Annotated in this window: 19 protein-coding genes; 4 read left to right on the forward strand and 15 right to left on the reverse strand. The window is 60.7% G+C overall.

What is annotated here, in order from left to right; translation table 11 throughout:
* Positions 1 to 11: 11 nt before the first annotated feature.
* The 3 genes from VGG64_07920 to VGG64_07930 all read right to left on the reverse strand — a co-directional run bounded on the left by VGG64_07920 (position 12) and on the right by VGG64_07930 (position 5,275).
* The gene (locus VGG64_07920) at positions 12 to 1,028 is read right to left on the reverse strand and encodes a MoxR family ATPase (GenBank protein HEY1599512.1); all 1,017 of its coding nucleotides are present in this window, start codon (positions 1,026 to 1,028) and stop codon (positions 12 to 14) included.
* A gap of 138 nt (positions 1,029 to 1,166) precedes the next feature.
* Positions 1,167 to 4,208 carry a VWA domain-containing protein gene (locus tag VGG64_07925; protein HEY1599513.1) on the reverse strand — a complete coding sequence of 1,014 codons (3,042 nt, stop codon included), beginning with the start codon at positions 4,206 to 4,208 and terminating at the stop codon, positions 1,167 to 1,169.
* A gap of 59 nt (positions 4,209 to 4,267) precedes the next feature.
* A complete protein-coding gene (locus VGG64_07930; protein HEY1599514.1) occupies positions 4,268 to 5,275 on the reverse strand; it encodes an NHL repeat-containing protein in 1,008 nt (335 codons plus the stop codon).
* Between the two features lie 372 nt (positions 5,276 to 5,647).
* On the opposite strand from VGG64_07930, the gene VGG64_07935 reads away from it, so the two are divergent.
* Together VGG64_07935 and rpiB are read left to right on the forward strand one after the other, a co-directional pair.
* Positions 5,648 to 6,769 (forward strand): L-threonylcarbamoyladenylate synthase, encoded by a 1,122-nt coding sequence (locus tag VGG64_07935; GenBank protein HEY1599515.1) that lies wholly within the window; start codon positions 5,648 to 5,650, stop codon positions 6,767 to 6,769.
* Between the two features lie 152 nt (positions 6,770 to 6,921).
* A complete protein-coding gene (gene rpiB, locus VGG64_07940) occupies positions 6,922 to 7,374 on the forward strand; it encodes a ribose 5-phosphate isomerase B (GenBank protein ID HEY1599516.1) in 453 nt (150 codons plus the stop codon).
* Between the two features lie 60 nt (positions 7,375 to 7,434).
* On the opposite strand, the gene VGG64_07945 is transcribed toward rpiB, so the two are convergent.
* The 6 genes from VGG64_07945 to VGG64_07970 all read right to left on the reverse strand — a co-directional run bounded on the left by VGG64_07945 (position 7,435) and on the right by VGG64_07970 (position 16,311).
* Entirely contained in the window at positions 7,435 to 9,420 is a 1,986-nt protein-coding gene (locus VGG64_07945; GenBank protein ID HEY1599517.1) for a YjhG/YagF family D-xylonate dehydratase, read from the reverse strand.
* 79 nt (positions 9,421 to 9,499) lie between these two features.
* On the reverse strand, positions 9,500 to 10,138 hold the full coding sequence (locus tag VGG64_07950) for a VTT domain-containing protein (GenBank protein ID HEY1599518.1): 639 nt from the start codon (positions 10,136 to 10,138) through the stop codon (positions 9,500 to 9,502).
* Positions 10,139 to 10,508: 370 nt separating this feature from the next.
* Entirely contained in the window at positions 10,509 to 13,133 is a 2,625-nt protein-coding gene (locus VGG64_07955) for a hypothetical protein (GenBank protein HEY1599519.1), read from the reverse strand.
* Between the two features lie 467 nt (positions 13,134 to 13,600).
* Complete coding sequence (uppS, locus tag VGG64_07960) at positions 13,601 to 14,275, reverse strand: polyprenyl diphosphate synthase (GenBank protein HEY1599520.1); 675 nt, start codon at positions 14,273 to 14,275, stop codon at positions 13,601 to 13,603.
* A 145-nt stretch (positions 14,276 to 14,420) separates the two neighbouring features.
* Complete coding sequence (locus tag VGG64_07965; protein HEY1599521.1) at positions 14,421 to 15,740, reverse strand: adenylosuccinate synthase; 1,320 nt, start codon at positions 15,738 to 15,740, stop codon at positions 14,421 to 14,423.
* Between the two features lie 322 nt (positions 15,741 to 16,062).
* Positions 16,063 to 16,311: a hypothetical protein gene (locus VGG64_07970; protein ID HEY1599522.1), complete on the reverse strand. Its 249-nt coding sequence runs from the start codon at positions 16,309 to 16,311 to the stop codon at positions 16,063 to 16,065.
* 321 nt (positions 16,312 to 16,632) lie between these two features.
* Between VGG64_07970 and VGG64_07975 the strand changes: the two genes are divergently transcribed.
* Both VGG64_07975 and VGG64_07980 read left to right on the forward strand, forming a co-directional pair.
* Positions 16,633 to 17,409 (forward strand): phytanoyl-CoA dioxygenase family protein, encoded by a 777-nt coding sequence (locus VGG64_07975; GenBank protein ID HEY1599523.1) that lies wholly within the window; start codon positions 16,633 to 16,635, stop codon positions 17,407 to 17,409.
* A gap of 11 nt (positions 17,410 to 17,420) precedes the next feature.
* The gene (locus VGG64_07980; protein ID HEY1599524.1) at positions 17,421 to 17,987 is read left to right on the forward strand and encodes a hypothetical protein; all 567 of its coding nucleotides are present in this window, start codon (positions 17,421 to 17,423) and stop codon (positions 17,985 to 17,987) included.
* A gap of 18 nt (positions 17,988 to 18,005) precedes the next feature.
* Here VGG64_07980 and VGG64_07985 read toward each other — a convergent pair whose 3' ends face one another.
* From VGG64_07985 to VGG64_08010, 6 genes are all read right to left on the reverse strand, one after another.
* Complete coding sequence (locus tag VGG64_07985; GenBank protein HEY1599525.1) at positions 18,006 to 19,043, reverse strand: methyltransferase; 1,038 nt, start codon at positions 19,041 to 19,043, stop codon at positions 18,006 to 18,008.
* A 148-nt stretch (positions 19,044 to 19,191) separates the two neighbouring features.
* Entirely contained in the window at positions 19,192 to 19,644 is a 453-nt protein-coding gene (locus VGG64_07990; protein HEY1599526.1) for a hypothetical protein, read from the reverse strand.
* Positions 19,645 to 19,777: 133 nt separating this feature from the next.
* Positions 19,778 to 20,671, reverse strand: a complete 894-nt coding sequence (locus tag VGG64_07995; GenBank protein HEY1599527.1) for a TIM barrel protein — start codon at positions 20,669 to 20,671, stop codon at positions 19,778 to 19,780.
* 186 nt (positions 20,672 to 20,857) lie between these two features.
* Positions 20,858 to 22,144 (reverse strand): hypothetical protein, encoded by a 1,287-nt coding sequence (locus tag VGG64_08000; GenBank protein ID HEY1599528.1) that lies wholly within the window; start codon positions 22,142 to 22,144, stop codon positions 20,858 to 20,860.
* A gap of 1 nt (position 22,145) precedes the next feature.
* A complete protein-coding gene (locus tag VGG64_08005) occupies positions 22,146 to 23,933 on the reverse strand; it encodes a TolC family protein (GenBank protein HEY1599529.1) in 1,788 nt (595 codons plus the stop codon).
* 286 nt (positions 23,934 to 24,219) lie between these two features.
* On the reverse strand, positions 24,220 to 25,265 hold a 1,046-nt coding region (locus tag VGG64_08010; GenBank protein ID HEY1599530.1), incomplete at its 5' end, for an efflux RND transporter permease subunit.

The following is a 25,265-nucleotide window of genomic DNA, read 5'->3' on the forward strand; positions in this document are numbered from 1 at the left end:
CTGTAGAACTATTAAGCGGCCGCGGACTCCTCCGACTTCTCTGGCACGGCTTCCAGCAGGTCGAGCAAGATCTTGTCGCTCGTGATTCCTTCGGCCTGCGCCTCGAAATTCGGAATCACGCGGTGTCGCATGGCCGCCAGGTAGGTGCGACGCACGTCCTCGAAGCTAACGTTGTAGCGGCGTTCCAGCAAAGCCCGCATCTTCGACGCCAGCGCCAGCGATTGGGCACCGCGCGGGCTCGCGCCCCAGCGTAGATACTTGTTGGTCGCCGGGAACGCGAACGGACTTTCGGGATGCGTGGCTAGTGTCAGGCGGACGATGTAATCTTGCACGTGAGGTGCCAAGACCACTTCGCGGATCAGCTTCTGCCAGCGGATGATTTCGCTGCCGTCCATGACCTTAATCGGTCGCACGTCGACTCCGCGCGTCGTGCGGTCGATGATCGTGGCCAGTTCTGCGCGGTTCGAGTAGCCCACCACGAGCTTGAAGAAGAAGCGGTCTAATTGCGCCTCTGGGAGTGGATACGTTCCTTCCTGCTCGATCGGGTTCTGGGTGGCCAGCACGAAGAAGGGCTTTTCGAGCACGTAGCGGTGCCCCGCCGCCGTGACGGTTCCCTCCTGCATCGTTTCCAGCATCGCAGACTGCGTCTTGGGCGTGGCACGATTGATTTCGTCAGCTAGGCAGATCTGCGTGAAGATGGGGCCCTTTTGGAACTCGAAAACCCGTTTTCCATCGGGCGCTTCGACCACCATGTTTGTGCCCAGGATGTCGGCCGGCATTAGGTCGGGCGTGAATTGGATGCGCGAAAAGTCCAGGTCGAGCACCTCGGCGAGTGTTCGCACGAGCAACGTTTTTCCCAACCCGGGGACCCCTTCCAACAGGCAATGTCCGCCGACGAAGAGGCAGGTTAGCACTCCGTCGACAATCTCGTCGTGGCCGACGATGACGCGGCCCAACTGCTCGCGCACGGCGCGGAAGCGATTCAGAAACTCCTCACTCTGCTTTTCCATCGACTCGCCCATACTCATGCGCGCGGTTCCTTGTGCTGTGAAAATGGCCGCAGATCATTCCTCCACGGCCGGCAGGATGACGTGTTGTTTATGATCTGTTCACCCGAATCGAGTATTGCTCTTCATGTTCCGGATTCATTTTTTTGGCTCCGGCCGCTATTCGTTTCCCTTGTCGCGATCTTCCCACACTTTCTTCTTGGCCTTCAACAATCGGCTGGTGTAACTTTCTTCTTCCTTGGGCTTGGCGGCCGATGGTGGCGGCTGGACCGGCCGGGCGGGTTTTGAATCGCTCGCGGTCGGTTGATCGAGCACCGACGTATCTTGCGCGACTTCCGGTGCCGGTTCGAAGCGGGCCGTCGAACGTTGTTGATCGAGTTGCTCGACGACTTCGGCCTTGCGACTGCGCAGTCGCTCCATGTATTCGGTCGATTCCGGCACCGGTTCGCGGCGGAGCAATCGATCGCGCAGCCGGCCGGCCACTCGCGGTGCCCACGCCCAGCTTATGGTCACGCGACGGATAAACACATCAAAAAAGAATAGGCATCCGGCCGCCAAGACCAGCAGATGCCAGATGTCTTGGCTGTTGGTAGCTGCCGGCAAATCGCGTCGAAAGCTATTGATGGCCAACAGATTCTCAATGCCGCCACTGTCGAGCGTACCCTCGATAACTTGTCCTGGTTCCCCTCCCTTGGGCGACATCTCGGCCAGCGTCGTGAGAAGCCCCAGGTCGGGCTCGCGATCCGCGAATTCAGCCGAATACGGAACGTTTACGCCCGTGCGAATAGCCGACATACCTCCGCCCGGATTGAGCATCATGAAGTAGCTACCGGCGTCCGCCGCGTCGAATTCTCCCACGTATCGGCCGGGCGCCGTCTGCGAAAGCGTTAACTCGCGAGGCTCGACGTCGGGGCCAATTACGTTTCCGCCCATGTCGAGAAAATTCAAAAACTCGTCGTCCTTGTCGAGCGCTGTGACGAATACCTTGACCTTGGTTCCTTCGACTTCCGTGGCCACGGTGAATTTGCCTTGATCGTTTACCGGGCGCATCGACCAGCGAACCAATTGGCTGAAGAACTTGTCGTAGTCAGGCCAGTTTTTCCATTGCTTGGCCCATCGTGCGCCGTCGTCGGTGGTAAAGGCCGCGGCCCGTCCCGAGCCGTAGGTCCAGGTAGCCAGAATCGTGGCATTGGCAGGATCAGGTGGTTCCGGCGAGAGGATCGCCAACTCGACGAGCGGGTTGCGCTTTATCGTCGTCCGCACAAAGCCCGTGATCGGCGGAAAACTGCCGATGCCGCTGGTGATCTCGTGGGGATAGGCAATCCTGGGTTGTACCCCGTTAGGGTTCTCATAAACCAACGGCTGTGCGACGCGTCGTGCCTCGCGCTGGAAAATCTTGGGGAGCGCCTGAGGGTTTTGTACGATGTAGTATTTGCCGCCGGTCTGTATCGCCAGTTTCTCGAGCTCGGGATTACCTGGCGCGCCGTGACAACCAACGGCCACCGTGGTGACGGTTACTTTGAGCGTCTTGAGCGAGTTGATAATTCCCTGCGTCGGCGCTGCGGGATCGCCATCGGAAATCACGATCATGTGCTTCACCGCGGCATCCGTCAGACCGCGAAATGCTGCCGCGGCCATTTGCAGACCCGGGTCGAACGCGGGCATGTCGCCGGGAATCATGCGATCGATATAGCCCAACATGCGCTCGCGGCGATCGCGGATCGGAATCATGCCTCCCCACAACCATTGCTCCATACCGTTCCAATACAGCAGCCCACAATAGTCTTCAGGCCCCAGCGCTTTGACGGCCTCTTTGGCGATGACCTTTTGCCAGTAATTGCCGTCGGCCAATTCCGAGGCGTGCATCGTGAGTGCGAGCGCGCCCTTAGGAATCACTTGCGTGCTTTTGATCTGGAAATCGACCGGCATAGCGGCTTCCAGTTCCGTGTTGGTCCAGCCCCCGGCGCCAAAACTGTTGGGTCCGCCCAGCATGACCAGGCCACTTCCCATCGTTTGCGTATTGCGGACCAGCATCTTGATCTGGTCGTCGCTGAAGTGCGTGATGCGGGTGGCGTCTTCGCCGCCCGAGCGGGGCACATTGGCCAGAATCACGGTGTCGTATTGCTGCAATTCGGAAAGATTGTTGAACAGCTGATTGCTGGGCTGCACCGTAACTTCCAGATTGTTCGCGCGCAGACGTTCGACCAACTCCTGGTTTTCGCCGCGGGCGTCGTGGCTTTCGATCAACAGCACCTGGCCGCTGCCGCGGACGTGCGTGAACGTCGTGGCGCGATTGTTCTGCGACATCGTGTCATCAGCTGGATCATCGGGAATGAACTGCGCCTCGTAGGTATAGAAATCGGGCTTGTCGATCTGTTGCCGTACCGTGAAAAAGTTCTTGCCTGGCTTCAGCTCGACGTGGTCGCTGCTTAGCTCGTGCGGCTGATCGTTGGTGCGCTCCGAGACAACCAAACGCCCCCCCACGATGCCGGACTCGCCGGGCCGTGCCTCGGTCGTGTTGTTGACCACCACGCGCAAGTCAAACGGCTGGCCCTTGCGCACGTCGGGGGGCATGGCAATCTTCTCGACGATGATCTCGCTGCGTGTGCCGTACTGCACCGGCAACACGTCGATGCCGATGCCGGCGTCGACCGCACCCCGAGCCTCGTCCAAGGCATCCCCCAGATTTTGATTGCCGTCGCTGATCACTACGATCCGTTTGGCGGCATCGTGGGGAAACGCCGCTTCGGCCAGCTTGATCGCCGCGGCAATGTTCGTGTAATCGGGATCGAGTTGGCTCTCGATCTTCCTGGGCATCTGCACGTTGTCGTCAAAAGGCGGGATCTCGATGGCCGGTTCACGACCAAAGACGATCACGCCCACCTGGTCGTCTTTTTGGCGATGCTCGCGAATGGCGGCATTGACGTAGTCGATCATCGCTTCGCGCTGGGCGCGGGGAATGCTCGACGATTGATCAACCAGGTAGACCACCGCCAGCCGCTCGTTGCGACGGACCATTTGCAATTCGGCCGCAGAGAGTATCAACAACAGCAAGACCAGGCTGCGAAGGCCGCAGACGAACCAGCGCCGCACACGCCCCAGTGCCGACAGGCTGCGAAAACCCCACCACCAGACGAGCGGGATCAATAGCAATAGCGCGAGATAGGCAGGTGCGTCGCAGCGGAATCCGTAGCCAAACATGCGTCAGGTCCGTCCCTAGCCCACCCGGCGTCAAAGTCCTGGCCGAACTGGCCTGTGCCCTACATCAGCACGCGTTGCACGCGATGATTATTCGTGTCGAGCACATATATCCGTCCCTTGCTGTCGCGCACCACGGCCCACGGATTGTGCAACTCTCCCGGTCCGCGTCCCTCGTGCCCCCAGCATCCCAACGACTCGCCAGCGCGTGTGAACTTCTGCACGCGGTGGTTTCCGTACTCGCAAATGTAAACGTTGCCGGCGTCATCGAATACCAGATCGTAAGGATAATAGAGCTCTCCCGGGGCCGCCCCCGCAGTGCCCCACATGAAAAGAAGCTTTCCTTCGGTGTCGAAAACCTGGATGCGATGGTTGCAAGCGTCGGTGACCCAGATGCGATCCTGCTCGTCGATGACCAGGTCTTGCGGGCGGGAAAACTGCCCGGGCTCCGCGCCGTGCCCACCCCATTGCAGCAAAAACGTGCCGTCAGGTGCCAGCTTTTGGATACGGTCGTACTCTCCATACTCCGAGATGTACATATTGCCTTGCCGGTCTTGCACAGCGTCGGTCACCCAGCCGAACTCTCCGGGGCCTGGCCCCTCGGTGCCGCCAATCTGCTCGAGCATTTCGCCCAGTTGCGAGTAGATCAAAACCCGAAAGTAATGCGTGTCGGCCACTAACACCCGCCCCTGGCGATCGATCGAGATGCCTGTCGGGCGTCCGTTCGTGTGAACAGGCGTCTGCCACGAGCGAATGAAGTCGCCATCCGGGTTGAACACCTGGATTCGGGCCGTCATGTCGACGATGTAAAGATGATCCTGATCGTCGATGGCCATGGCCCGCGGCTTTTGTAAACGGCCATCCGATATTCCACGGCGGCCCCAGACGACGTCCAGTTTGCCAATCGTATTGGTCGACTCGCCGCAGCCAGTGGCCAGCAAACAGGCGATCAGCAGCCAAGACCATAGAGGCCAAGCTACCTCGCGCCATGGTGGCTCACGCGGAACCGCCCCTTGCGTAGCCTCTGCTATGGTCGAGCATGCCAGTGACCAGCGTGCGGAATTTGCCATACGGATCAGGGTCACAGTGAAAGGCACGCTGCCACGGATCGCGCAGCGACAAGGCGCTCGATTACCCACTTTCGTTCCCACCCACCCCCCTGGCTTACCCTGCCGAAGGCGAGCAGGAACTTGTGCGGCGGTAACTGTTCATCGCCGGTTTCCATCGCGGAAACTGCCACGACCCTCCATGTTGGCGAAAAAGTGGCCCAAAGCAAGTAATCTTCCACCCGAATGGCAGCTTTTTGGACCCTTGACCGGCGATCACAACCACCCATATAGTAATGCGTTGCGCCGCAGGCTGCGGCGTAGTCCGCATTTTCCCGTCCGCCGCACGGGAAGTTTGTTCTCCGTTGCACTTGTAGTCTCGACCGCCAACCCACCATGCCCCCGGTCATTCTTGATCTTCGCAGCGCCGACGATTCGCGTGATTGCATACATCGCGCCGTGCAAGCATTGGCCGAGGGAAAGATCGTGGCGTTTCCTACCGAAACGGTCTACGGCTTGGCGGCTTCGGCCCTCTCAGAATCGGCAGTCGCGCGATTGATCGGCAGCAAAAACCGGGCGCCAGGACGTCCACTAGCCCTGGCTGTACGCAGCGCCGAAGAGGCCTTGGACTACGTACCCAATCTCAGTTCGCTGGGACAGAGATTAGCCCGCCGCTGCTGGCCGGGCCCCGTAACGCTGGTCGTCGAGGATCACCATCCCGATGGGCTGACACGTCAATTACCCGCGTCGGTGCAGACGGCCGTGGCTCCCGAAGGAACGATAGGATTTCGCGTACCGGCTCATCATGCCATCTTGGACGTGCTGCGCTTGCTGGCCGGGCCGATCGTGCTGACCAGTGCCAACCGCAGCGGCCAGCCTGACGCGACTACGGCTCAGGAAGTGGTGCAAGCCATCGGCGACGACGTCAACGTCGTACTGGACGACGGGCAGTCGCGCTATGGCCAGCCCTCGAGCGTAGTTCGCGTGTATGACGATCGTTTCGAGTTGCTTCGTCAGGGAGTCGTCTCGGAGCAGACACTCAAGCGGCTGGCTAGCGCCGTGGTGTTGTTCGTCTGTACCGGCAACACCTGCCGTAGCCCGATGGCCGAAGCCATATTCCGTCAAGCGATGGCCGAACGACTGAAGTGCCGCATGAACGAGTTGGAAGATCGCGGCGTGGTGGCCGTCTCGGCCGGCCTGGCCGCCATGATGGGTGGCCGCGCGAGCCCCGAGGCCGTGGTCGTGCTCAAGCGCTGGGGCATCGACCTGTCGACGCATGAAAGCCAACCCATGACCGAGCAATTACTCAAGCATGCAGATCTGACCTTGGTGATGACCAGGTCGCATCGACAGGCCATTCTTAACGAATGGCCTGATCTCGCTAACCGCGTGCAGCTCTTGGCGCGCAATGGCACTGACATTTCGGATCCCATTGGCGGTCCGCCCGAAATGTACGAGCGCTGCGCCGCGCAAATCAAAGCCGAAGTGGCCGAGTGGGCAAACGAGATAAAACTTTAACGAGGCGTCCGACAACCGTATGGCCCGTCGCGTCAATGTGACGCCGATAGTGCCCGTGCCGTAATTTCGCGTGCCAGCTTTGTGTGAACGCGGCCCGTCATGCGGCGCGATACAAAAGCTGGCTTATGGCACACTCAAGTGGGGATTAAGACATGAAGATTGCCGTCGGCAGCGACCACCGCGGATTTGCCGTCAAAGAGAACGTCGTCCAATTGCTGAAGCGGCTGGGACACGAGGTCTGTGATTGCGGAACGCACGACGCGAATAGCGTCGACTATCCGGACATTGCCGCTGTTGTAGCCCATCAGGTTAGCACGCGAGAGGTCGATCGCGGTATCTTGATCTGCGGCACGGGAATCGGCATGTGCATCGCCGCAAACAAATACCCGGGTGTCCGTGCGGCGCCGTGCCATGACGATCTGTCGGCCGAGATGAGCCGCCGCCATAACGATTTGAACTTGCTTTGTCTGTCGGCCGACATGCTGGGTGAGAAACTCATCGACCGCATGGTCGAAATCTGGCTGCGCACCGAGTTCGAAGGGGGCCGACACGCGCGTCGTGTGGAAAAAATCGCGCAGATCGAGGCCTCTCAGCCGGCCCATTGATCGCTGAGGCTCCGTGGCCGCGATATGGCGCGCCGTCTCGTTATTGCAAACGCGCATTCGCTATGGCACGGTTCCGCGCTGGAGTGCCGCAATAATACTGTCGACGTCGTAAACACATCCTCCCCAAGTACCACCGCTGGCACCCTGTAAGGCGGCCCACAGGCGTGTGTCGTCAGGCAGCGCAGTGTCCGGGCGCAGATCTTCGCGCGGCGCGCGCTCGGCCAGCACCCTGGCTCCGGCCGTCGGTTCGAGCCGCGCGTGCTCGTCACCGACAAAATCAACTGTGCCCACCAGATTCTTGCAGTCGATCATGATTTGGATCAGGTCGCCGTCGCGCAGCTTGCCCAGCGGACCGCCGGCCAACGCCTCGGGACCAACATGGCCAATGCAGGCCCCCGTGCTCACGCCCGAAAAACGTGCGTCCGTCACGACCGTGACTTCATGACCCCAGGATAGATGTTTGAGCGCCGCGGTGATCTGATAGATCTCCTCCATGCCCGAGCCCACAGGGCCGCGGCCCGCCAATACGAGAACGTCGCCTGGCTTGATCGGGTGATCGCCACGCCCCTTGATGGCGGCGATGGCGTCCACTTCGCGCGTAAAGACGCGGGCCGGCCCCAGCTTGTGGTACACGCCCGCGGCATCTAGCACTTGCGGACTAATGGCGGTGCTTTTCACGACCGACCCTTGCGGCGCCAGATTGCCTCGCGGAAAGCAAACCGTGCTGGTCAGGCCTTTCTCGCGGGCTCGACGGGGCGACATAATCACATCATCCGGGTCGATGCCGTCTGCTTCGCTGAGCACGCGCCGCAAGGTGGTGCGCCGATCACTCTGCTGCCACCAGTCGAGCGACTCGCCGAGTGTGACGCCGGCCGCGGTCAGCACGCCCAAGTCCAACAAGCCGAGTTCGCGCAGGTGCAGCATCACCTCGGGCACACCGCCCGCCAAAAAAACTTGCACGGTGGGGTGCCCGACAGGCCCGTTGGGTAATGCGTCCACGAGCCGCGGAACTTGCAAGTTGACGCGCTGCCAATCCTCAACGGTCGGACGACGCAGTCCGGCCGCGTGTGCGATGGCCGGAATGTGCAGCAGCAGATTCGTCGATCCGCCAAACGCCGCGTGGACGGCCATGGCGTTGCGCACGGCCGCATCCGTCAGTATGTCGCTCAGCTTCATTCCCCTCGCCCGTAGATTCCAAAGCGCCCGCGCACTGCGGCGGGCCATATCGAGCCAGATCGGTTGCCCCGAAGGAGCAAGGGCCGCGTGCGGCAACGACATTCCCAGGGCCTCTCCCACGACTTGCGACGTCGCGGCAGTGCCCAGGAATTGACAGCCGCCCCCCGGCGATGCGCAGGCGCGGCAGGCGAGTTGCGCGGCCTCTTCGAGCGAGATTTCCTGATGCGCAAAACGGGCTCCCACGGACTGTACCTTGCCGGCATCTTCGCCTTCGGTCGGTGGCAACGTCACTCCGCCCGGCACCAAAATGCAAGGCAGCTCGCGCGAGCCGGCCAAGGCCAGCATCATGGCCGGCAAGCCTTTGTCGCATGTCGCTACGCCGAGCACCCCTTTTCTCGTGGGAAGCGAGCGGATCAAACGCCGAAAGATCGTCGCGGCGTCGTTGCGATAAGGCAGACTGTCGAACATGCCGGTCGTCCCTTGCGTGCGACCGTCGCAGGGGTCGGAACAGAATGCCGCGAACGGCACGCCGCCGGCGGCCTTTAACTCGCGGGCAGCAGCCTGCACCAACAGTCCCACCTCCCAATGGCCGGTGTGATAACCGAGCGCAATGGGCGAGCCGTCCTCGGCACGAATCCCACCTTGCGTGCTAAGCAGCACGAATTGCGGCCCGAGCATTTCGGTCACTGGCCAGCCCATGCCGGCGTTTTGCGTCAGGCCGAAAATATCGCCACTAGGCCAGTCGCGCAGCATTTGCTCCGAGAGCGGTAGCGCGCCGGCAGGACCTGCAGCGTGGGTTTGTACGCCCGCGACTCCATTCAGCCGGCCCCCGAGCACTTCTTCTGTATCAAATAAACCGCGTGGATTCATAGTCGAGACTTTCCCAAGAGCAACTCAAGACTAGTGCATGACATGCTGCGCAGCGTTGCAGCTGGCAGAACGGTGGCCCTCAGGCAACCTCGCGGGCGACGGGCCACCAATAACGGGCGATCATCGTGGCCAACAGCGGCAGCGCGATCGAAGCCAATAAGGCAACCGCCAGATTTTCTTCCTGCCCAGCATAATATCCCAAGGCCGCGTAGGCGGCGGCTAAACCGAGGTTGGCCAGTGCAACGACAGGCATGAACCGCCGCCAGGGAATGCCAACGACCCCCAGCAACAGCACGCTGGCCTCGGCAAGCACCGGCAGCGGACGAGTGACGGCCAGGATCGCCGGCCCGCGGTCTTCGCCCAAAAGCTCCATGCGGCGCAGATCATCGACCGACGAAAGTCGCACCGCCAGCGGCCGGCCGAATACACGTGCCAGGGTAAACCCAATGATTGCGCCTAGTGTCATACCTAGCCAGACGACGAGGGCCCCGCCGATCAGTCCCAATCGCGCGCCAGCCAATGTGCTGACAAAGCTCGAAGGGATTGGCAGCAACACATCGCTGGCCAGTACGCCAACGATAATCGCGGCAGTAGCGACTGGTGACAGTGAAGAGTCGAACCACCTGCCAACGCGCGCCTCGAGCGACTCGCCAAAGCTGAGGAATGGAATGATCGGCACCAGCAAGACCAGAATCACGGCCACCGACCAACGAATCATATCCCGCATTGGCAGCACGTTGAGGTTTGAGTTTGCGGAAGAAGGTGTGACGCACGCCTACGCAAAAAACAGCTCGCCAGGCTCGCTACATATCCCCTCCCAGGCCAGTACAGCTGTAAGGGAGGGTAGATGCGTTCCGCAATGATCCACCGCGCCGTCTCGTACAGGGCAGTACGCTTGGGTAACGCGATCCAGGAGCGATTTCACGACCGGCTCGCCTTACTCGCACCTTAAGCGACACGCCCGTGAACCGCAAATGCATGGCACACGACGGTCAGAGGCAAGCCCGGCGTGACAGGGCCTGAACTTTGGGTTCCGTGCAGCAGAACTGCCGCGGCCGGCGTGAGGAACCGGCGATGAAAAACCGGCGTTATTGCGCCTGGCGAGGGTCTTTGCGACGTGCCAGATTGTCGTGCGGCTCAGAGACCGCTACCGCGATCCAGCCGTCCTGAATTACGAACTGCGAAAAGGCCAGATCCCGAGTGCGCTGGTCGACAGACCATTTGGGGTCGACCAACATCAGTTCCCGGTCTTTGGCAAAGGCTTTGCTGAAGATGCCCCGCAGGGGAATCTGCGAACTGATTCGGCTGCCCATCAATTGCACGATGCCGTCGCGCACCAGGCAGGCGTGCAACCCCTCGACTTGTGGTGCATAGTACACGCGCACCACGAAGTTCTTCCAGGTGCGGCCTTCGCTTGTTAACCGGGCCACGGCCAGACTGAGTTCGATGCGCCCGTCTTCGCAACGGACACGCACTGCGTCGGCATCGGCAAACGTTATCGTTACTTCCTTGTCGGTCTCGTCCATGAACTTGCTGTTCTGCAGGTTCAGTGATTTGATGAGATGCGCCCGCAGCTCGGGCAGTTTGTACGTGCGGCCGTTGACGTCGAGTGCTTCACAGACGTTGTTGAACGTGGACTGGTGGATCTGAAAGCTCAGCAGGCTGTCGCTGGGCGCACGCGGCCGGGGCGTATGACCGGCCAGTTGTTCGTCGCCCGCTAGCCGCACCCGCATGGTGAGGCGCTGTTCCGAGGTTTCAGCGCTGATGACCTGCGGCTCCAACCCCATCCTGGCCAGCGGATCCACCACGCGCTCGCGTAATTGCCGATTGACGTTTGCCAATCGTTCCTCGGCTACGGAATCCATTTTTTGCCGCGCCCGAGCTTCGACCTTGCGACGCAAGATGGCCCGTACCTCGGCTTGCTGCTCGGCGTGGCGTGACCGCGCGACACTCTCCACCAGTCCTCCGATCAGCGGCACACCATCGAAATCCGTGCTCACCGAACGCAATCGCGTGCGGGCATCCAGGCAATCGCTCTCGGCCGGAAACGTCCGAATGCCGCGCAAATCAAGATCAACTACCTTGCGGGCGTAGTAGGTAGAGTCACTGTTGGTGTACAACGTCGCAGGACCGCTGGTGGATCGCGTGTTGGCGCTAACCTGGCCACTGGCTTCGAGCGCGACTCGTAGCCGGTGCTCGTCGGGCACGAGCTTTACATTCACTGAAGTCGAAGTGGTGCTCATGCCACGCGTCGGCAATCCTAGAATCTGGTCGCGAACGGGATCGGTCGACATCGACTCGCCAGGCAGCAGCCGCTTAAGAAGTTTCTCGGCAAGCGCCAGCCGAATGTTCGCGTTGCGATAATTGGCTTCCAACCGTTGCTTCAGATCACCGCTGGCATCGCTAAGCGAGACCATACGCACATAATCGTCGGCCAATCGCCGCGCATCACTGGGCCGGTTCGAGGCTTCAAAACGCTCGATGTCCGCCAGCAGCCGTCCAGCATGGAATGGGTCGAGCGTCCAAGGAAGCACCGCGGCGGCCAGGTCCGCCACCGGCCGACTGGTGATGAACCTCCGTTGTGAATCGCTGAGATCGTCGCGCGAAAGCCGCGACATCACCTCGCGTGACAAATGGCGGGCGTCCGAGCCGGTGACTGGTTCGTCCACGACGGTCAGAGCGCGCAACGAATCGAGCGCCAGATATTGTCGCCATTGCTCCCCCTCGGCGCCAGCCTGCCGCGTGATAGAGTCCAGTTGATTCAGTGCTTTGACCAGCTGATCCTCGGCTACCTGACCGGGTCCGGCTTCGGAGGTTTCCTGCCCGAACAGGGGAGGGAGCAGTTCCCATACGTCCAGCCGCCGAATCAGAGCGTGCCGCACGCGCAACAGCTCGACAGCCACGCTGCGTTCTTTGATTTGCGAAACCATGGCGTCCACGGCACTGGCCGCTGACCGCAACTCGACGATCAGCTCGCCGGCGCGTTCGTCCGTGGGAGCCGTATGATCGCACAACTCCAAAACGAGCCGTTCGGTATCCCAGGCCCAGTCGCTGCATTCGCATTCGGAACCGAGCGACTCTAACAACCGCAGCAAGCCGACCGGCTCGGGCCAGCGCGGCCCGCTAACGACAACGTCCGGACGGGTCTCTTCTTGCAATTCGTCAGAAACGATGATCGCTTGCTCGCCATCGTCAGATTCCTGAGGGGCGGCTGTTGGATGAGGAGCAGTGACGTCGGCAGCTGCTGCCGCGCGCTCCCTCGGTCGCACGTTGGTCAAGATAGGCGCAGGCCGTTCACGAACTACGGTCGGCGACAATTCAGCGATCGCCTCGCGCGGCACAGGCTCTTCGTGCAGTGGGGCATTGTCCGGTTGACAGACCTTGGCTTGGGCCGCATCAGAGATTTGTGCGGCGGACTCGCTTGTCGCGATTTCAGCAACACCGGTCGATTCGAGGGTGTCGGTCGACTCGGCGCGGGGAGCCCAGTCGCTAGCGTCGCTCGACGATGCAACCTCGACGGACCTGGGCGGCGCCAGCGTGGGCTCGCCATATAACTTGATGGTTTCATCCTCAACAATGTCGTCGTTGTGCGTGCGCGCCGACGGCCCCCGCGCCAGGTGTTCCCATTCGCGTGGAGCAAGAATGCTCAGCAGCAAGAGAAACGCCACGACGAGTAAGAATGGCCAGATCGGACTCTTCGACGGTCGACCCATGATGATTCCGTGGCGAAGCGCCGGCTCTGCTGGTCCGTGATCGAGCAGGACGGCCCCCCATCGGCGCCGTCCCGTCGAACCATTGTCTACGGCTGAGATTTCTCATCCGTCGCACGCGGCGGCGGCGCTTGTGACTTTGGCGGGGAGCGTTCGCCGATCCAAATTCAACGGTCCCCTCAGGGACGTTAAATCGGCACTTTCGCCACGCGGGGCGAAGAAAAACAATACCGGCAGCTAGCACGCCAAGGAGCGTGTCGAAAATCGTGCCGTATCGCGTGCAAGCATGCTCTGTCGCTAGCAAGGCTGTCGCGCCCTGTCGCAGCATTCAATGGATTTGCGACAGCCTAATTCACTTCATTCAGATTGTGCCAAACGCCCATGCTGAACTGGAACACGGTACGCAAAACGATCCACGTCTAGAGGACCCATTGGCCAAAGACGCGCGAATACTGCTCGCTGGCGTGATGCTACGGATTGAGGCCGCCGAAGCGACGATCGCGCCCGGCGTAATCGCGGATGGCGTCGTGCAGATCGGCCTCGCCGAACTCGGGCCAGCACTGATCGGTGACCCACAGTTCGGAGTAGCTGATCTGCCATAGCAAAAAGTTGCTGACTCGCATCTCGCCTGCCGTGCGAATGAGCAAGTCTGGGTCGGACATGCCCGCGGTGTAAAGCCGCGAGGCTATCAGGTCCTCAGTGACGTCCTCGGGCGCGATTTGGCCCAAGCGCACTTCGTCGGCGATGCGACGCATCGACTCGGTAATCTCGGCCCGGCTGCCGTAGTTCACCGCCAAACATAAAGTCATGCCCGAGTGATGGCTGCTCATCTCGATGGTCTTATCCATCTCGCGCAGCACCGAATCGGGTATTCCCTCACGACTGCCGATCGTAGTCAGGCGGACGTTCTCATCGAGCAGCGTCGTGCGCTCCTCGATAAGATACTGCTCCAAGAGGTGCATTAAAAAATCGAGCTCGGCCTGGGGCCGCTTCCAGTTCTCGCTAGACAGGCAATAGAGCGTCAGTTGGTCGGTCGATAGGCGGGCCGCCTCTTCGGTGATGCGGCGCACCGAGGCCACGCCATGCCGATGCCCCTCGATGCGGGGCAGGCCACGCCGCTGCGCCCAACGACCATTGCCATCCATTATCACGGCGATATGTCGCGGCCGGCGCTCGAGCGGCACGTCGCAGCTAGCTGTGGCCTGTTGCACGGACGACTTGGTCACGGTCGCGATACTCCTGACAACTCAAACGCTTCGGTCGTGGCTCATGGCACACCGCCTGGCGAGCTCAACGGGCGGCTGCCGCCACCGGCGCCAAAGACTCAGCAAACATCGTTTGGTCCCGATCGGGCCCGACCGAGACTATCTCGACAGGTCGCCCGATGATTTCGCCCAAGCGGGCCAAATATTTGCGGGCATTGGCCGGCAGATCCGCCAACTGCCGGACATCCGAAATTTCTTGCTGCCAACCAGGCAAAGTCTCGTAGACCGGTTGGGCTCGCGCGAGGTCGTCGACATGGCTGGGAAACACAGTTACGCGCTGACCGTCAATCTCGTAGGCCGTGCAAATTTTGATTTCGGGCAGTTCGCTAAGTACGTCCAAGAGCATCACAGCCAGACTATCCACGCCCGAGAGCCGAGACGTATAGCGCGCGGCCACGGCGTCGAACCAGCCACAGCGCCGCGGCCGACGCGTGACGGTGCCGTATTCGTTGCCGCGGTCGCGCAGGTGCTGTCCTAGTTCGTTGTCCTGCTCGGTCGGAAATGGTCCGCCGCCGACGCGGGTGCCGTAAGCTTTCACCACGCCGATGATCTTTTCCAGATATCGGCCAGGCACGCCGGCTCCGCTCGAGATGCCAACGCCCGAGCTGTTGCTGCTGGTGACATAAGGGAACGTGCCATGATCGACGTCCAACAGCGCGCCCTGCGCCCCCTCAAATAGCACGCGCCGTTTGGCCTCGAGCGCGTCGAGCACCAGCGAGGTCGTATCGGCGACATGTGGCCGCAAGCGCTCGGCGTAGACTTGATATTCCTGATGGATCTTCTGCGGATCGAGCGGCGCGACGGGGCTGGCGCCCGAGAGCAGCGCGAGCAATTGATTCTTATGCGCGCAAATGCGCTCGATCTTCTCACGTACGCCGGTACGGTATAAATCGCCCAGGCGGATAGCGTTCGAGCGTCCGACCTTATCGCGATAGCAGGGCCCGATACCGCGCTGCGTGGTGCCAATGGCCTGACCAACGGCCGCGCTTCCTTCGCTGATGCGATCTTCTTCCAGGTGCCAGGGGAAGATGACGTGCGCTCGATCACTAATCAACAGGTTCTTACCGACCGCCACGCCACGGGCGATCAGACCGTCGATCTCGGCCAAAATGCTGGGCGGGTTGAGCACCACGCCGCCCGTGATCACGCATTGCACATCCGCGCGAAGAATTCCGCTGGGAATCAGCGACAGCTTATAGGTCTGTCCGCCTGTGACCACTGTATGGCCGGCGTTGGCTCCGCCCTGGTAGCGCACCACGATATCGTGGGCGCGGGTCAGCAGGTCGACGATCTTCCCCTTGGCCTCGTCGCCCCACTGCAAACCGATAACGCAAAGTCCAGGCACAGATCACAACCCTTAAATTAAGCGACCAATTTCGACAACGACGCGAGACAGTCAATACAAATCCCGCTCGCAGGAGCGCACCGGCATACCACAGATTTTGATCTGGCCAATGCCACTCCGAACAAGCGACGCAAGCAAGCTCTGGGGGCGACCCGCGGCGGAGGGCACGGGCCAGTCATCGGGAGGCGCAACGCCAAGGCGTCCGCGCACGACAGCACCCACACCCCAGGTCCAAACCAGCCAGTCTAAGTCAGCCCGGCAGGCGGTCAAGGGGCTGAAACGCTAGCCTGGTAGTCGCGCCGGCCGAAATCAAGGTCGCCCGCTACTGAATCTTCGCGTCGGGCGGCGGAAGTTGGAAAGATCGCTCCGGTTCGACGGCCGCGACGCCCGGCACTCGGGCCAGGCCGGCCAGGCCATCGTTGCCAACGTGCCCCGAAATGGCACCAATGTGGTCGAGCGTCTGTTCGACTTCCATGCCGGCAGCGCGTAATCGCGCCGCTACTTGATGGATCTGGGAAAGGTGTGCGTCGTCGACGCTGACGGTGACGTTCGTCCGATTCGGGGGAGGCATGCCTGATCCCCTCCTAAGGTGCCTGGAAACATCATACGCGCGTTGCGTCGCCGCCGACAACCGAGAAAAAAGAGAAACCGCATGAGCACGCGAACCAAGGGCCACAAAGTTTGCGTCCCTATCATACGGAGTCCGCCGACAGTTGCATTATTGCGGCACGTCTGGCTTAGAGCGCGCAATGTGCTCGGCGGCCCGTAATTTTCAACTGAACGACCGGAACAATTGAGCCGTCAGCGGTTGCGGTCGAGCATGGGAGCCTTGGCCGTGACGCCGTGGTACATTGAATGCTCTGCCAGCACCCATCAGCACAAAGGAAAGCGTATGTCGTCCGGCGTTCTGACCGGGGCCGACCTGGTGACCTTCGATCGCGACGGGTATTTGCTTGTGCGGCAACTGTTCGACGCCGAAGAGATGTCGATCTTGCTCAGCTATGCCCGCCATGATCCGGCGCTAGCTGCCGGGGCATACGCCCGCAAGGACGCCGCCGGCAATGAAACGCGGTTGGCACTCTGGAATCACGCGGGCGACGATCTGTACAGCATGTTCTCTCGCTCGCCGCGGATCGTCGACCGTATGGAAGGTTTACTCGGCGGTGAAGTTTATCACTATCACACCAAGATGATGCTCAAAGAGCCGCTCGTGGGAGGAGCCTGGGAATGGCATCAGGATTATGGCTATTGGTATCACAACGGCTGCTTGTTCCCGCTGTTGGCGAGTTGCCTGATCGCTGTTGATAGGGCCAATCGCGAAAACGGTTGCCTGCAGGTTCTTCGTGGCTCACACCATTTGGGCCGAATCGATCACGGCAAAGTCGGCGAGCAAGCCGGTGCCGATATGGAGCGCGTCGACGAAGCTCTGAAGAGAATGGACCTCGACTACATCGAGGCCGAACCGGGGGACGCGTTGTTCTTTCACTCGAACCTATTACACCGCTCGGATCAGAATCGCTCGCCGCGCTCGCGCTGGTCGTTGATTTGCTGCTATAACGCGGCGCGCAACAATCCCTACAAGGAATCACGCCACCCGCGCTACGAACCGTTGGTGAAAGTTACCGATACGTCTGTCAAGGAGTGGGCCCACCGGGCTGCTGCCCGATAAACGGCAAACAAATGCACTCGCTGGCCTTCAAAACGACACGGCAGGGCAAGGCGCAATTCGCCTGTTGGCTGGCGCTGGCCGGCATTCCCATGCGTATTCCGCCGCTGTTGCTCCTTTACTGGCCGCTGCTAGCGCTCTGTTACCGCGTTCGCTACATCCACGACGTTGCGGCGGCCGATCGGCAACGGATCGCCGGCATACCCAAGGAACGAAAGTGGGCCTGGTCGACAGCCGCCACGCTGTTTCTAGACGACGACTATACGAACGAGCTGGGACGGATATCGCAATCTCTGGCCGCCTTGCCCTTCTCGCCCCAACAGCTGACGGCAATTTTCTATGACGAGGTCGCTCCGGTGGTCTGGTGGAATCTGCTGAGCGTCGCAGGAGAATGCTTTGGCTGGAACGAAGAATGGCTACACGCTAGAGTTTCCGCGGTGAGGCCGGGACTGCTTCACCGACTGCCCGGGTATCGTCCGCTTGCACGCTTTGTCATGGCTGGCATGTTACGAGACCACTGGCGTCAGATCCTGGAGGAAGTCGACAAGATTCGACGGGGCGCGGTCACCGGCATAGCCTAGCCTTGCAAGGTTCCGGATTTACCGGCGGACGGCTTCGATCACCTTCGAGGCTGATTTCGTCGGGATGATTCTTACCAGGTCGAAGCCGGCGTCTTTTAGCAGGACACGGAACTCTTCGGCCGTCCGTTCCATTCCTCCGGCCATCACCAACATGTTCAAATCCATGAACTTGGCGAAATCGGGTTCGTTGCGGCCCTTGAGAACCTGTTCGACCAGCAGCAGGGTGCCTGGACCGTTCATCGCTTGATGGACATTCTTCAGGATCCGCAGACTGTCGGCATCGTGCCAATCGTGAATCACGGTCGACAAGATGTAGGCATCTCCGCCGGCAGGTACCGCGGCAAAGAAATCTCCACTGATCGCCTCGCAGCGGTCCGCCACCCCTTGCTCCGCCAGATAGTTGCGCGTTTGTTCCATGACGCTCGGCACGTCGAACACGGCTCCGTGCAAATGCGGGTTCGCCTTAAGTATGGCCGAAATGAGCGTCCCCCGGCCGCCGCCGACGTCGATCAGCTTGCGCAAGCGGCTGAAGTCATAGGCTTCAACCGCAGCCACATGGGTCTTGCTTGTCAGTTCCGTCATCGCGCGATGAAATATCCGTGCCGATTCCGGATGCTTCTCAAAATAGTCAAACACCCCTTCGCCGTATTGCAATTGAAACGAGACCTTGCCTTGCCGCACACCGTCGAGCAATCGCCCCCAGGCAACGTAGTGCTCTTCGCCCATCATCACAATCGAGCTCCACAACGAATCCGGCGCATCTTTGCACAGCTTTTCGGCAATCGGCGTTAATGCGAATCGGCGCTCGGAGTCCTCCTTGAAGATGCCCAGGCTCGCCAGCGCCCGCAACAATCGATAGAGCGATGGTGCGTGGGCACCGGTATCACGCGCCAGTTGCTCAGCAGTCTTGGGACCCGCTTTAACGTGATCGGCCAATTCCAAGCGGGCCGCTGAGTAGACAGCCTGCATCATCCAACTGCCGCTGATTATTTGCAGCAGCCGTGCCTCGGGCGGGGCATTTTCCTCAGGCATTGAGAGGGCGTTCTCGTTCAGCATCCGCTCTTCCTCCGAGATGTATGCACAATTTGATCATGATCGAATCATCGGGCGGCCAGGCGGCAGCCACGCCGATCAATCGTACCCCCCTGGCAGTGAGAGCAACAGCGTGGTGGTCAATGATCGTCGTGGCGGGATATTCAACCGATCAGCCGACGACGGATTCACCAGCCGTACGCGTGACGAGCCCTCGCTTTTGCGCGAGCAACATGATCGTCACGGCAACGCCCAGAGCAAGCACGACGCCGGGGAACGAAACGATCAGCGAGCGGTGATGAGCCGAGAGCCAGTGGGTTCCCTCAAACGTGAACGAGGCGACTCCCAGCAGGCATAATGCCAGTCCAGTTCGGCCGAGAACTTTCGATCCGCTACGAAACAGCATCAAATATGCCAGGCAACCTAGACCGTACGCCAGCGCGTACGTAATTACTACCGGCAGCGTGTAGGACGATTGATAGGGCTGCCCAAATCCGGTCACAAAGGCGACTCGAAAATACTGCCACGACAACGCGTCGGCACGCCCGGCCAAGATGGTATACGAGGTCGATGCGAACACAAGCAGCACGAGGTGGGTGGGAAATATCAAGACTAGTCGCAACATTGTTCCCCAGTTCCGATATTCGCTCAGGCATAACAATGGCGTGAATCACACGGCCGCCAAGTATTCGTTGGCGGCGAGAGAATCTGGAGCGCGATTGTCGGAGGAAAGAAACCGGCGCGCGGCAGAGCGACCATTACCATATGTCGGCCGCAGCCACGCCCTGAGCTGCGGCTAGTTCGGTCGTCTTGGGCCGGCATTCCAAGCCCACGAAATCGCGATACCCCAGGCTATACGCCTCCTTCAAAACGCGATTGTAGTGGATCTCGCCCGTTCCGGGTTCGTTGCGGCCCGGGTGATCTGCAAGTTGCAAATAGCCGACCTGGTCGAAACCTTCTTTGAGCCGACCGCACAAATCTCCTTCCGAGATGTGCATGTGGTAGAGGTCCCAGTTGATCTTCACCATCGGCGAGTTTACTTCGCGGCAAATACGCACCGCGGCCGGACTGCCGTACAGGCAATGTCCCTTGTGATCCACCCGAATGTTCATTGGCTCGAGGATCAGCATCACCTGCTGCTCTTCCGCGATAGGTGCAGCGCGTTTGAGCCCCGCGATGATGTTCTCGTGCATCTGTTCTTGCGTCATGCCCGGCTGATCGTCGCCGCCGACCACGCACATTTTCTTGCAGTCGAGTTGCTTGGCCACGCGGCAACCGTCGTGAATCGCTTTGATGAACGCATCATGATTTCGTGGATCATTCAGACCGGGACTGAAGCCCCAAGCCGTGAACTGCGCAATCGCGATGCCCAGGTCCCTGCTCAAGCGGGCAATGGCAGCCAGATCCTTTTTCTCCCACGGCCAGAATTCGACGGCTGGAAATCCGTAAGCAGCCGCCATCTTCAGACGTTCGAGAAAGGGAAGTTTGCTCCACCACATTTCGACGTTGACCGCGAACTTGGAGTGCGGCGTACGGCCGAGGTTGCGTGTGTCTTCATCCTCGGCGTGGGCCCGCGCTGCTCCCCCCGCACCCAGCAACGCCGTGGCGGCCAATGACGAACCAAGAAAAGAACGACGGTCGAAAGCGGGCATGATGCGAAGTTCCTTGCAGGTTGACCTGGAGGCGCGTCTGGTGGTGCGCTGGGGCGATTATAGGCCAACTAGATGGACCGCGCAAGTTTGCAGCGGAATGTGTCGCGGCCAGGGCAAAACCGCTCTGCCGGGCAGTCTCGCGGCTGTGGGCAATAGCGCCCACTGAATCGTCGGAACGTGATCTGATTAGTAAACCAGGTTCCAGCCCGCCGTAAGCGTCCAACTAGTCCCCAGTTGCGGTCCGTTGAGCGACTGGTACACCGGCGCACCGGCCTCGACCGAGAAGCGCTGGCCTGGCAGCTTGGTATCTGGCAGGAAAAGATTGATGCCAAACAACAATTCGGTGAGCGTGCCGCCTTGCAGCGTGGGATCGTTCGTCGGCGACAGGGCCTGATTCAAACGCGGGTCGGCACCACGCACATTGCCCCACCACTGATTGTCGACACGGAACGACGTGCTCAGGCGCTCGCCCCAGCGGCGCGCGACCCAGGCAGTCAGGTCGGCCCGATCCCCCAGCTTATAGTCCAGCCTGTTGCTCCCCAGTCGTATCGTGCCAATGCTTTGCACTCCCCAGGTCCAATTGTCGGTTTGGCCGCGATAGGTCAACCCAGGCATCAGGTCATAGGTGCCAGAGCCCGTACGAATCACGTAGGGCAGATTCGGCATCGTTGGCGACGGTACGTTCCCCAGGTAATCCAGGAAACCGACAGGGAAGTCCATGCCCAGGTTCATATGGATCTGCTGCCGATCGCCACGCCACAGCACGTACATCGTCGACAACGTGATGTCACTCGGGTTTGTAAAACCCGTGCGGTAGTCGGCGCCGCCGGTCTGTGTGTAATCCAAAGCCGCGTGCTGGAAGGGCAACTCGCCGAAGAACGTGAAGTCGTCCGTGATGCCGTATTGCAGGATCAGCAGATTCCGGTTGATGTTCATTTGCGTGGGAGTAAACGGATACGCCGCTCCCACAGAGGCATCACTGACACGATGCGCGCCCACATAGTTATTGTCGAACGCCTGGTAGTTGAATCGGTAAGAGAACAGGAATTGACCGGTCCGCAACGTGGCATCCTGCAATACGCCCACGGGCGCCAGGCCATCGGGACGACGCAGGTCGATAGCCTGATTCAGCAAGGCATCTCGCGCCCACACATTTTCCGCTTCCACGACTGGCGCGCGGTATTGGCCGGGAACATCCTGTTGAATAATACCCGAGGGAGGCGCAGCCAATGAGTATTCCAAAACCAGCGGCGCTATGGGGGGCGGCGAGGGCTGCACATAATCGCCCCAGTTGGCGGGTGCCGGGTCCGCGGGAGGCGGCTCGATGCGCAATTTCTGATCCTGAGGAAGCACTTGCACGCCTTGCGCAGGAACAACCGCTGGCGGCGTCTGCGCGAGCGCGCTCGTGCCCAGCACGCTCGTCACGAGCATGCCTGACAGCAAGAACCAGCGGATAAGAAGTGCAGGGCTCATATTACCTCGGTGCGGCCTCCCCTGGTTGTGGTGCCACCGGCACGTCGCCCGGTCCGAGATTTAATTCGCTCAGGTTTTCGACTTGCAATAATCGCGCCAGATCCGCCACCGCGGCCCATTGCGTCCCGAGCAACCCAATATATGCGCCAAACTGCAACGTCAGGTTCTGTTGCGCGAAGACGATGTCGCTGAATCCAACGCCCGCCGGCTGGCCACGGCGTCCTTCTCCTTCTTGCTGGTAGCGCTCGTAGACTCCGCGGTAAGAGCGAGCCAGGTCGGGCAGAATCTGCTCGCGGTTGTATTGCAGCAGAATGCGGCTGGTCTCGAAACGGTTGAAGGCATCGACGAGTTGTTGCGTCAGCATGTATTCGACGCGGCGGACGTCTTCGGCGGTGCGGACGATGTTACCTTGTGCCGACATGATATTGCCGCGGTTACGATCGAACAGCGGCACCGGCAATCCGAACTGAATGTTGTAGGTAGTGCGCGGCACGTTAGGCGTGGTAAAGTCGCGCTGGAACGTGCCGTACACGTTCACATCGGGAACGGGAGTTACCAACTCTAGACGCTGCTGCAAGCGGGCCTGACCCTGCGAGTTTCGCGCGGCTTGCACATCCGGATGCACGTTCAGCAAACGTACGAGCGCCGCCTCGTACGTGAGGCGCGGAACCGGCATCTCGGCGCTTCCCTGCAGCCTGGCCATGGGCAGTCCTGGCATGCCGAGGGTCACTCCTAGCTGCTTCCAGGTCGAGATGTAGTTCATCTGCGCTTGGGCCAGGGCCGTGCGCGCTACTACGGCCAGGCTGCGCAACTGCGCCGGCTCGTAGGGCGTGGCCATGCCTCCCTTGAGCTTGTCGTCCTGAATGCGATAGGCCTCGTTCGTCAATTGCACGAGAGCCTCGTTGATAGAAACGCTCTGTTGCGCGACGAGGATTGCGAAATAATTGGCCTTCACCTGCGCCATTAAGTCGATGCGCGCCCGACGCATCGACAACTGAGCGTTCATCACGTTCACGTTGGCCACCGAACGTGCCAGGCCCAGCTTGCCAGCCGTCTTGACGACTTGCGTGCCGAACACGCCCTGGTAGTTCCTGGTTCCGGCCGATCCGACCGTATCGGCCTCGTAACCCAACACAGGGTTGGGATAGACACCGGCCTGGATTGCTTGCCCCATCGCCACCGTGATGTTGGCCTGTGCTTGCGCGATGATGGGGCTGCTATTGACCGCCATCTGCTCCAGATCTGCGAGCGTATAAATCTGATCCCCGCGCACCGGTTGGATCAACTTGGGCATGGGCGGCAAGTCGGGGAATAATGTTTCAATGGCTTGCATCTTCTGCTGGGGATCGGCCGGGATCCACAATGGCGGCACATTAACCCCCGGCAGACCGGGCGGCATTTTCAAGCGATCGGGGAGTGTCGGCGGATCGGATTGCGTGACGCTGTACCGCGGCCTTGGCACCTCCTCCTGCACGGGCGCGCGTCCGACAGGTGGCGCCGAGCTTGTCGAGACGGCGTTGATTACGGCTGTCGAACGAGACGTCTCGCCGCCACCACCAGGGCCCGAGGCCGCAGGCCCACTCGGCACAACCAAACCCGCTGGCTGTACCTGCGGGTCCATGTAGGGCCGTTCGACCGGCGGCAGACGATTTACTTTTTCGTCGGGAATGACCGGGGGCGCTTGCCTCGTCTCGGTCAACGAGCGGGGCGCTAGTGGCGCCGCACAGCCGGCCCACAGCACGACTGCGCAGCCACACAGGACCGAACGCCATTTCGGGCGCCGCGCCATGGCAGCAGTGTGTGGTGTGCAGTTGGCCACTAAGATTCGCCAGGTGATTGCCCGACGCCGTTCGTATCGCCACAGGGCGTTACGGTCCGAGCATTCCGGCATACCGACCGGACCGTCGTCCAGGGCGGGAGTTGCCGAATCGGGTTTTCCGGTCGGGAAGACTAGCGCGCTTCAAGCGGCTTTATCGGTGGCGAAGAGAGCGCAAGATTAGTCGGTTTTAATTTCCCGACCTGATGCGCGAAGAGGCGCAATTCGCGCGGCAGGCGCAAGATTTAGCTGACGTTGCTTACTCGTCGTGAGAAAGCCCGCTAGCGCCTTCGGGCGGCTCGCGATGCCCATAGAAGCTGTACAGAACCGGCATCAAGTAGCGCGTCAGCACCAGCGTTGCTATCATGCTGCCCACCACGACGATAGCCAGCGGCTTCTGGGACTGAGCGCCGATCTTGGTCGAGATGGCCGCCGGCAAAAGACCGAAAATCGCCGTCAAGGCCGTCATCATCACCGGCCGCACGCGCCGCTCGGCCCCTTGCATGATGGCTTGGCGCAGCGGCATGCCCTCGGACCGCAACTGGTTGAAGCTCGATACCAGCAGCAACCCGTCCATGATGGCCACGCCGAAAATCGACGTGAATCCCACGGCCGCGGCGATGCTGAAGCTGGTGCCGGTCAGAAACAATGCCCAGATTCCGCCCAACGACAAGGCCAGCACATTTGCCAGCACGACCAGGGCATCGAGCATGGAGTGGAACGCCAGATACAACAAGACGAAGACCAGCACCAGCGATAACGGAACGATAATCATTAGGCGGCGCTCGCCCTCTTCCATCTGCTGAAACTCTCCGCTCCACTCCGCGCGATAACCTTTAGGAATCAGCGGGTTCACTTTCTTCTTCGCTTCGGCCACGGCGCTCGCCAGGTCGCGGCCGCGCACGCCAAACTTGACGGCAAGCAGCCGGCTCCCCTCTTCGCGAGCAATCGTCGACGCACCGGGACGAACGAACTTTCCTTCGGCGTCCAGCCTGTCGTCATCCGTCTCGCCCAGCGGCGTGATCAGGTCGCGCAGCCTCTCGCGCGGCGTGGTCGTGGCTTCTAGCGTCGATGTGCCACGCAAGCTCCCTACCGGAGACGGCAACGTGCCGCTCGATCCCTTCGAAGCGATGCCGACCGACGACCCTGAAACCTGTGACGAGGCCTGAGAACCGACAGTCACCTGATGGCCGGTGACATCCACGGGTATGTCGAGAATATCGGTCTCGTCTTCCCGCAACCGTAGCGGCCAGCGAATCGTGACGTCGAACGACTTTTCACCTTCGATCATTTGAGAAACTGTCT

Source organism: Pirellulales bacterium (assembly GCA_036490175.1).
Classification (GTDB): domain Bacteria; phylum Planctomycetota; class Planctomycetia; order Pirellulales; family JACPPG01; genus JACPPG01.

Excerpts from the sequence above, each read along its gene's own strand:
- VGG64_07920 (HEY1599512.1), bottom strand. The coding sequence starts at position 1,028 with ATGAGTATGGGCGAGTCGATGGAAAAGCAGAGTGAGGAGTTTCTGAAT.
- VGG64_07925 (HEY1599513.1), bottom strand. The coding sequence starts at position 4,208 with ATGTTTGGCTACGGATTCCGCTGCGACGCACCTGCCTATCTCGCGCTA.
- VGG64_07930 (HEY1599514.1), bottom strand. The coding sequence starts at position 5,275 with ATGGCAAATTCCGCACGCTGGTCACTGGCATGCTCGACCATAGCAGAG.
- VGG64_07935 (HEY1599515.1), top strand. The coding sequence starts at position 5,648 with ATGCCCCCGGTCATTCTTGATCTTCGCAGCGCCGACGATTCGCGTGAT.
- rpiB (HEY1599516.1), top strand. The coding sequence starts at position 6,922 with ATGAAGATTGCCGTCGGCAGCGACCACCGCGGATTTGCCGTCAAAGAG.
- VGG64_07945 (HEY1599517.1), bottom strand. The coding sequence starts at position 9,420 with ATGAATCCACGCGGTTTATTTGATACAGAAGAAGTGCTCGGGGGCCGG.
- VGG64_07950 (HEY1599518.1), bottom strand. The coding sequence starts at position 10,138 with ATGATTCGTTGGTCGGTGGCCGTGATTCTGGTCTTGCTGGTGCCGATC.
- VGG64_07955 (HEY1599519.1), bottom strand. The coding sequence starts at position 13,133 with ATGGGTCGACCGTCGAAGAGTCCGATCTGGCCATTCTTACTCGTCGTG.
- uppS (HEY1599520.1), bottom strand. The coding sequence starts at position 14,275 with ATGGATGGCAATGGTCGTTGGGCGCAGCGGCGTGGCCTGCCCCGCATC.
- VGG64_07970 (HEY1599522.1), bottom strand. The coding sequence starts at position 16,311 with ATGCCTCCCCCGAATCGGACGAACGTCACCGTCAGCGTCGACGACGCA.
- VGG64_07975 (HEY1599523.1), top strand. The coding sequence starts at position 16,633 with ATGTCGTCCGGCGTTCTGACCGGGGCCGACCTGGTGACCTTCGATCGC.
- VGG64_07980 (HEY1599524.1), top strand. The coding sequence starts at position 17,421 with ATGCACTCGCTGGCCTTCAAAACGACACGGCAGGGCAAGGCGCAATTC.
- VGG64_07985 (HEY1599525.1), bottom strand. The coding sequence starts at position 19,043 with ATGCTGAACGAGAACGCCCTCTCAATGCCTGAGGAAAATGCCCCGCCC.
- VGG64_07990 (HEY1599526.1), bottom strand. The coding sequence starts at position 19,644 with ATGTTGCGACTAGTCTTGATATTTCCCACCCACCTCGTGCTGCTTGTG.
- VGG64_07995 (HEY1599527.1), bottom strand. The coding sequence starts at position 20,671 with ATGCCCGCTTTCGACCGTCGTTCTTTTCTTGGTTCGTCATTGGCCGCC.
- VGG64_08000 (HEY1599528.1), bottom strand. The coding sequence starts at position 22,144 with ATGAGCCCTGCACTTCTTATCCGCTGGTTCTTGCTGTCAGGCATGCTC.
- VGG64_08005 (HEY1599529.1), bottom strand. The coding sequence starts at position 23,933 with ATGGCGCGGCGCCCGAAATGGCGTTCGGTCCTGTGTGGCTGCGCAGTC.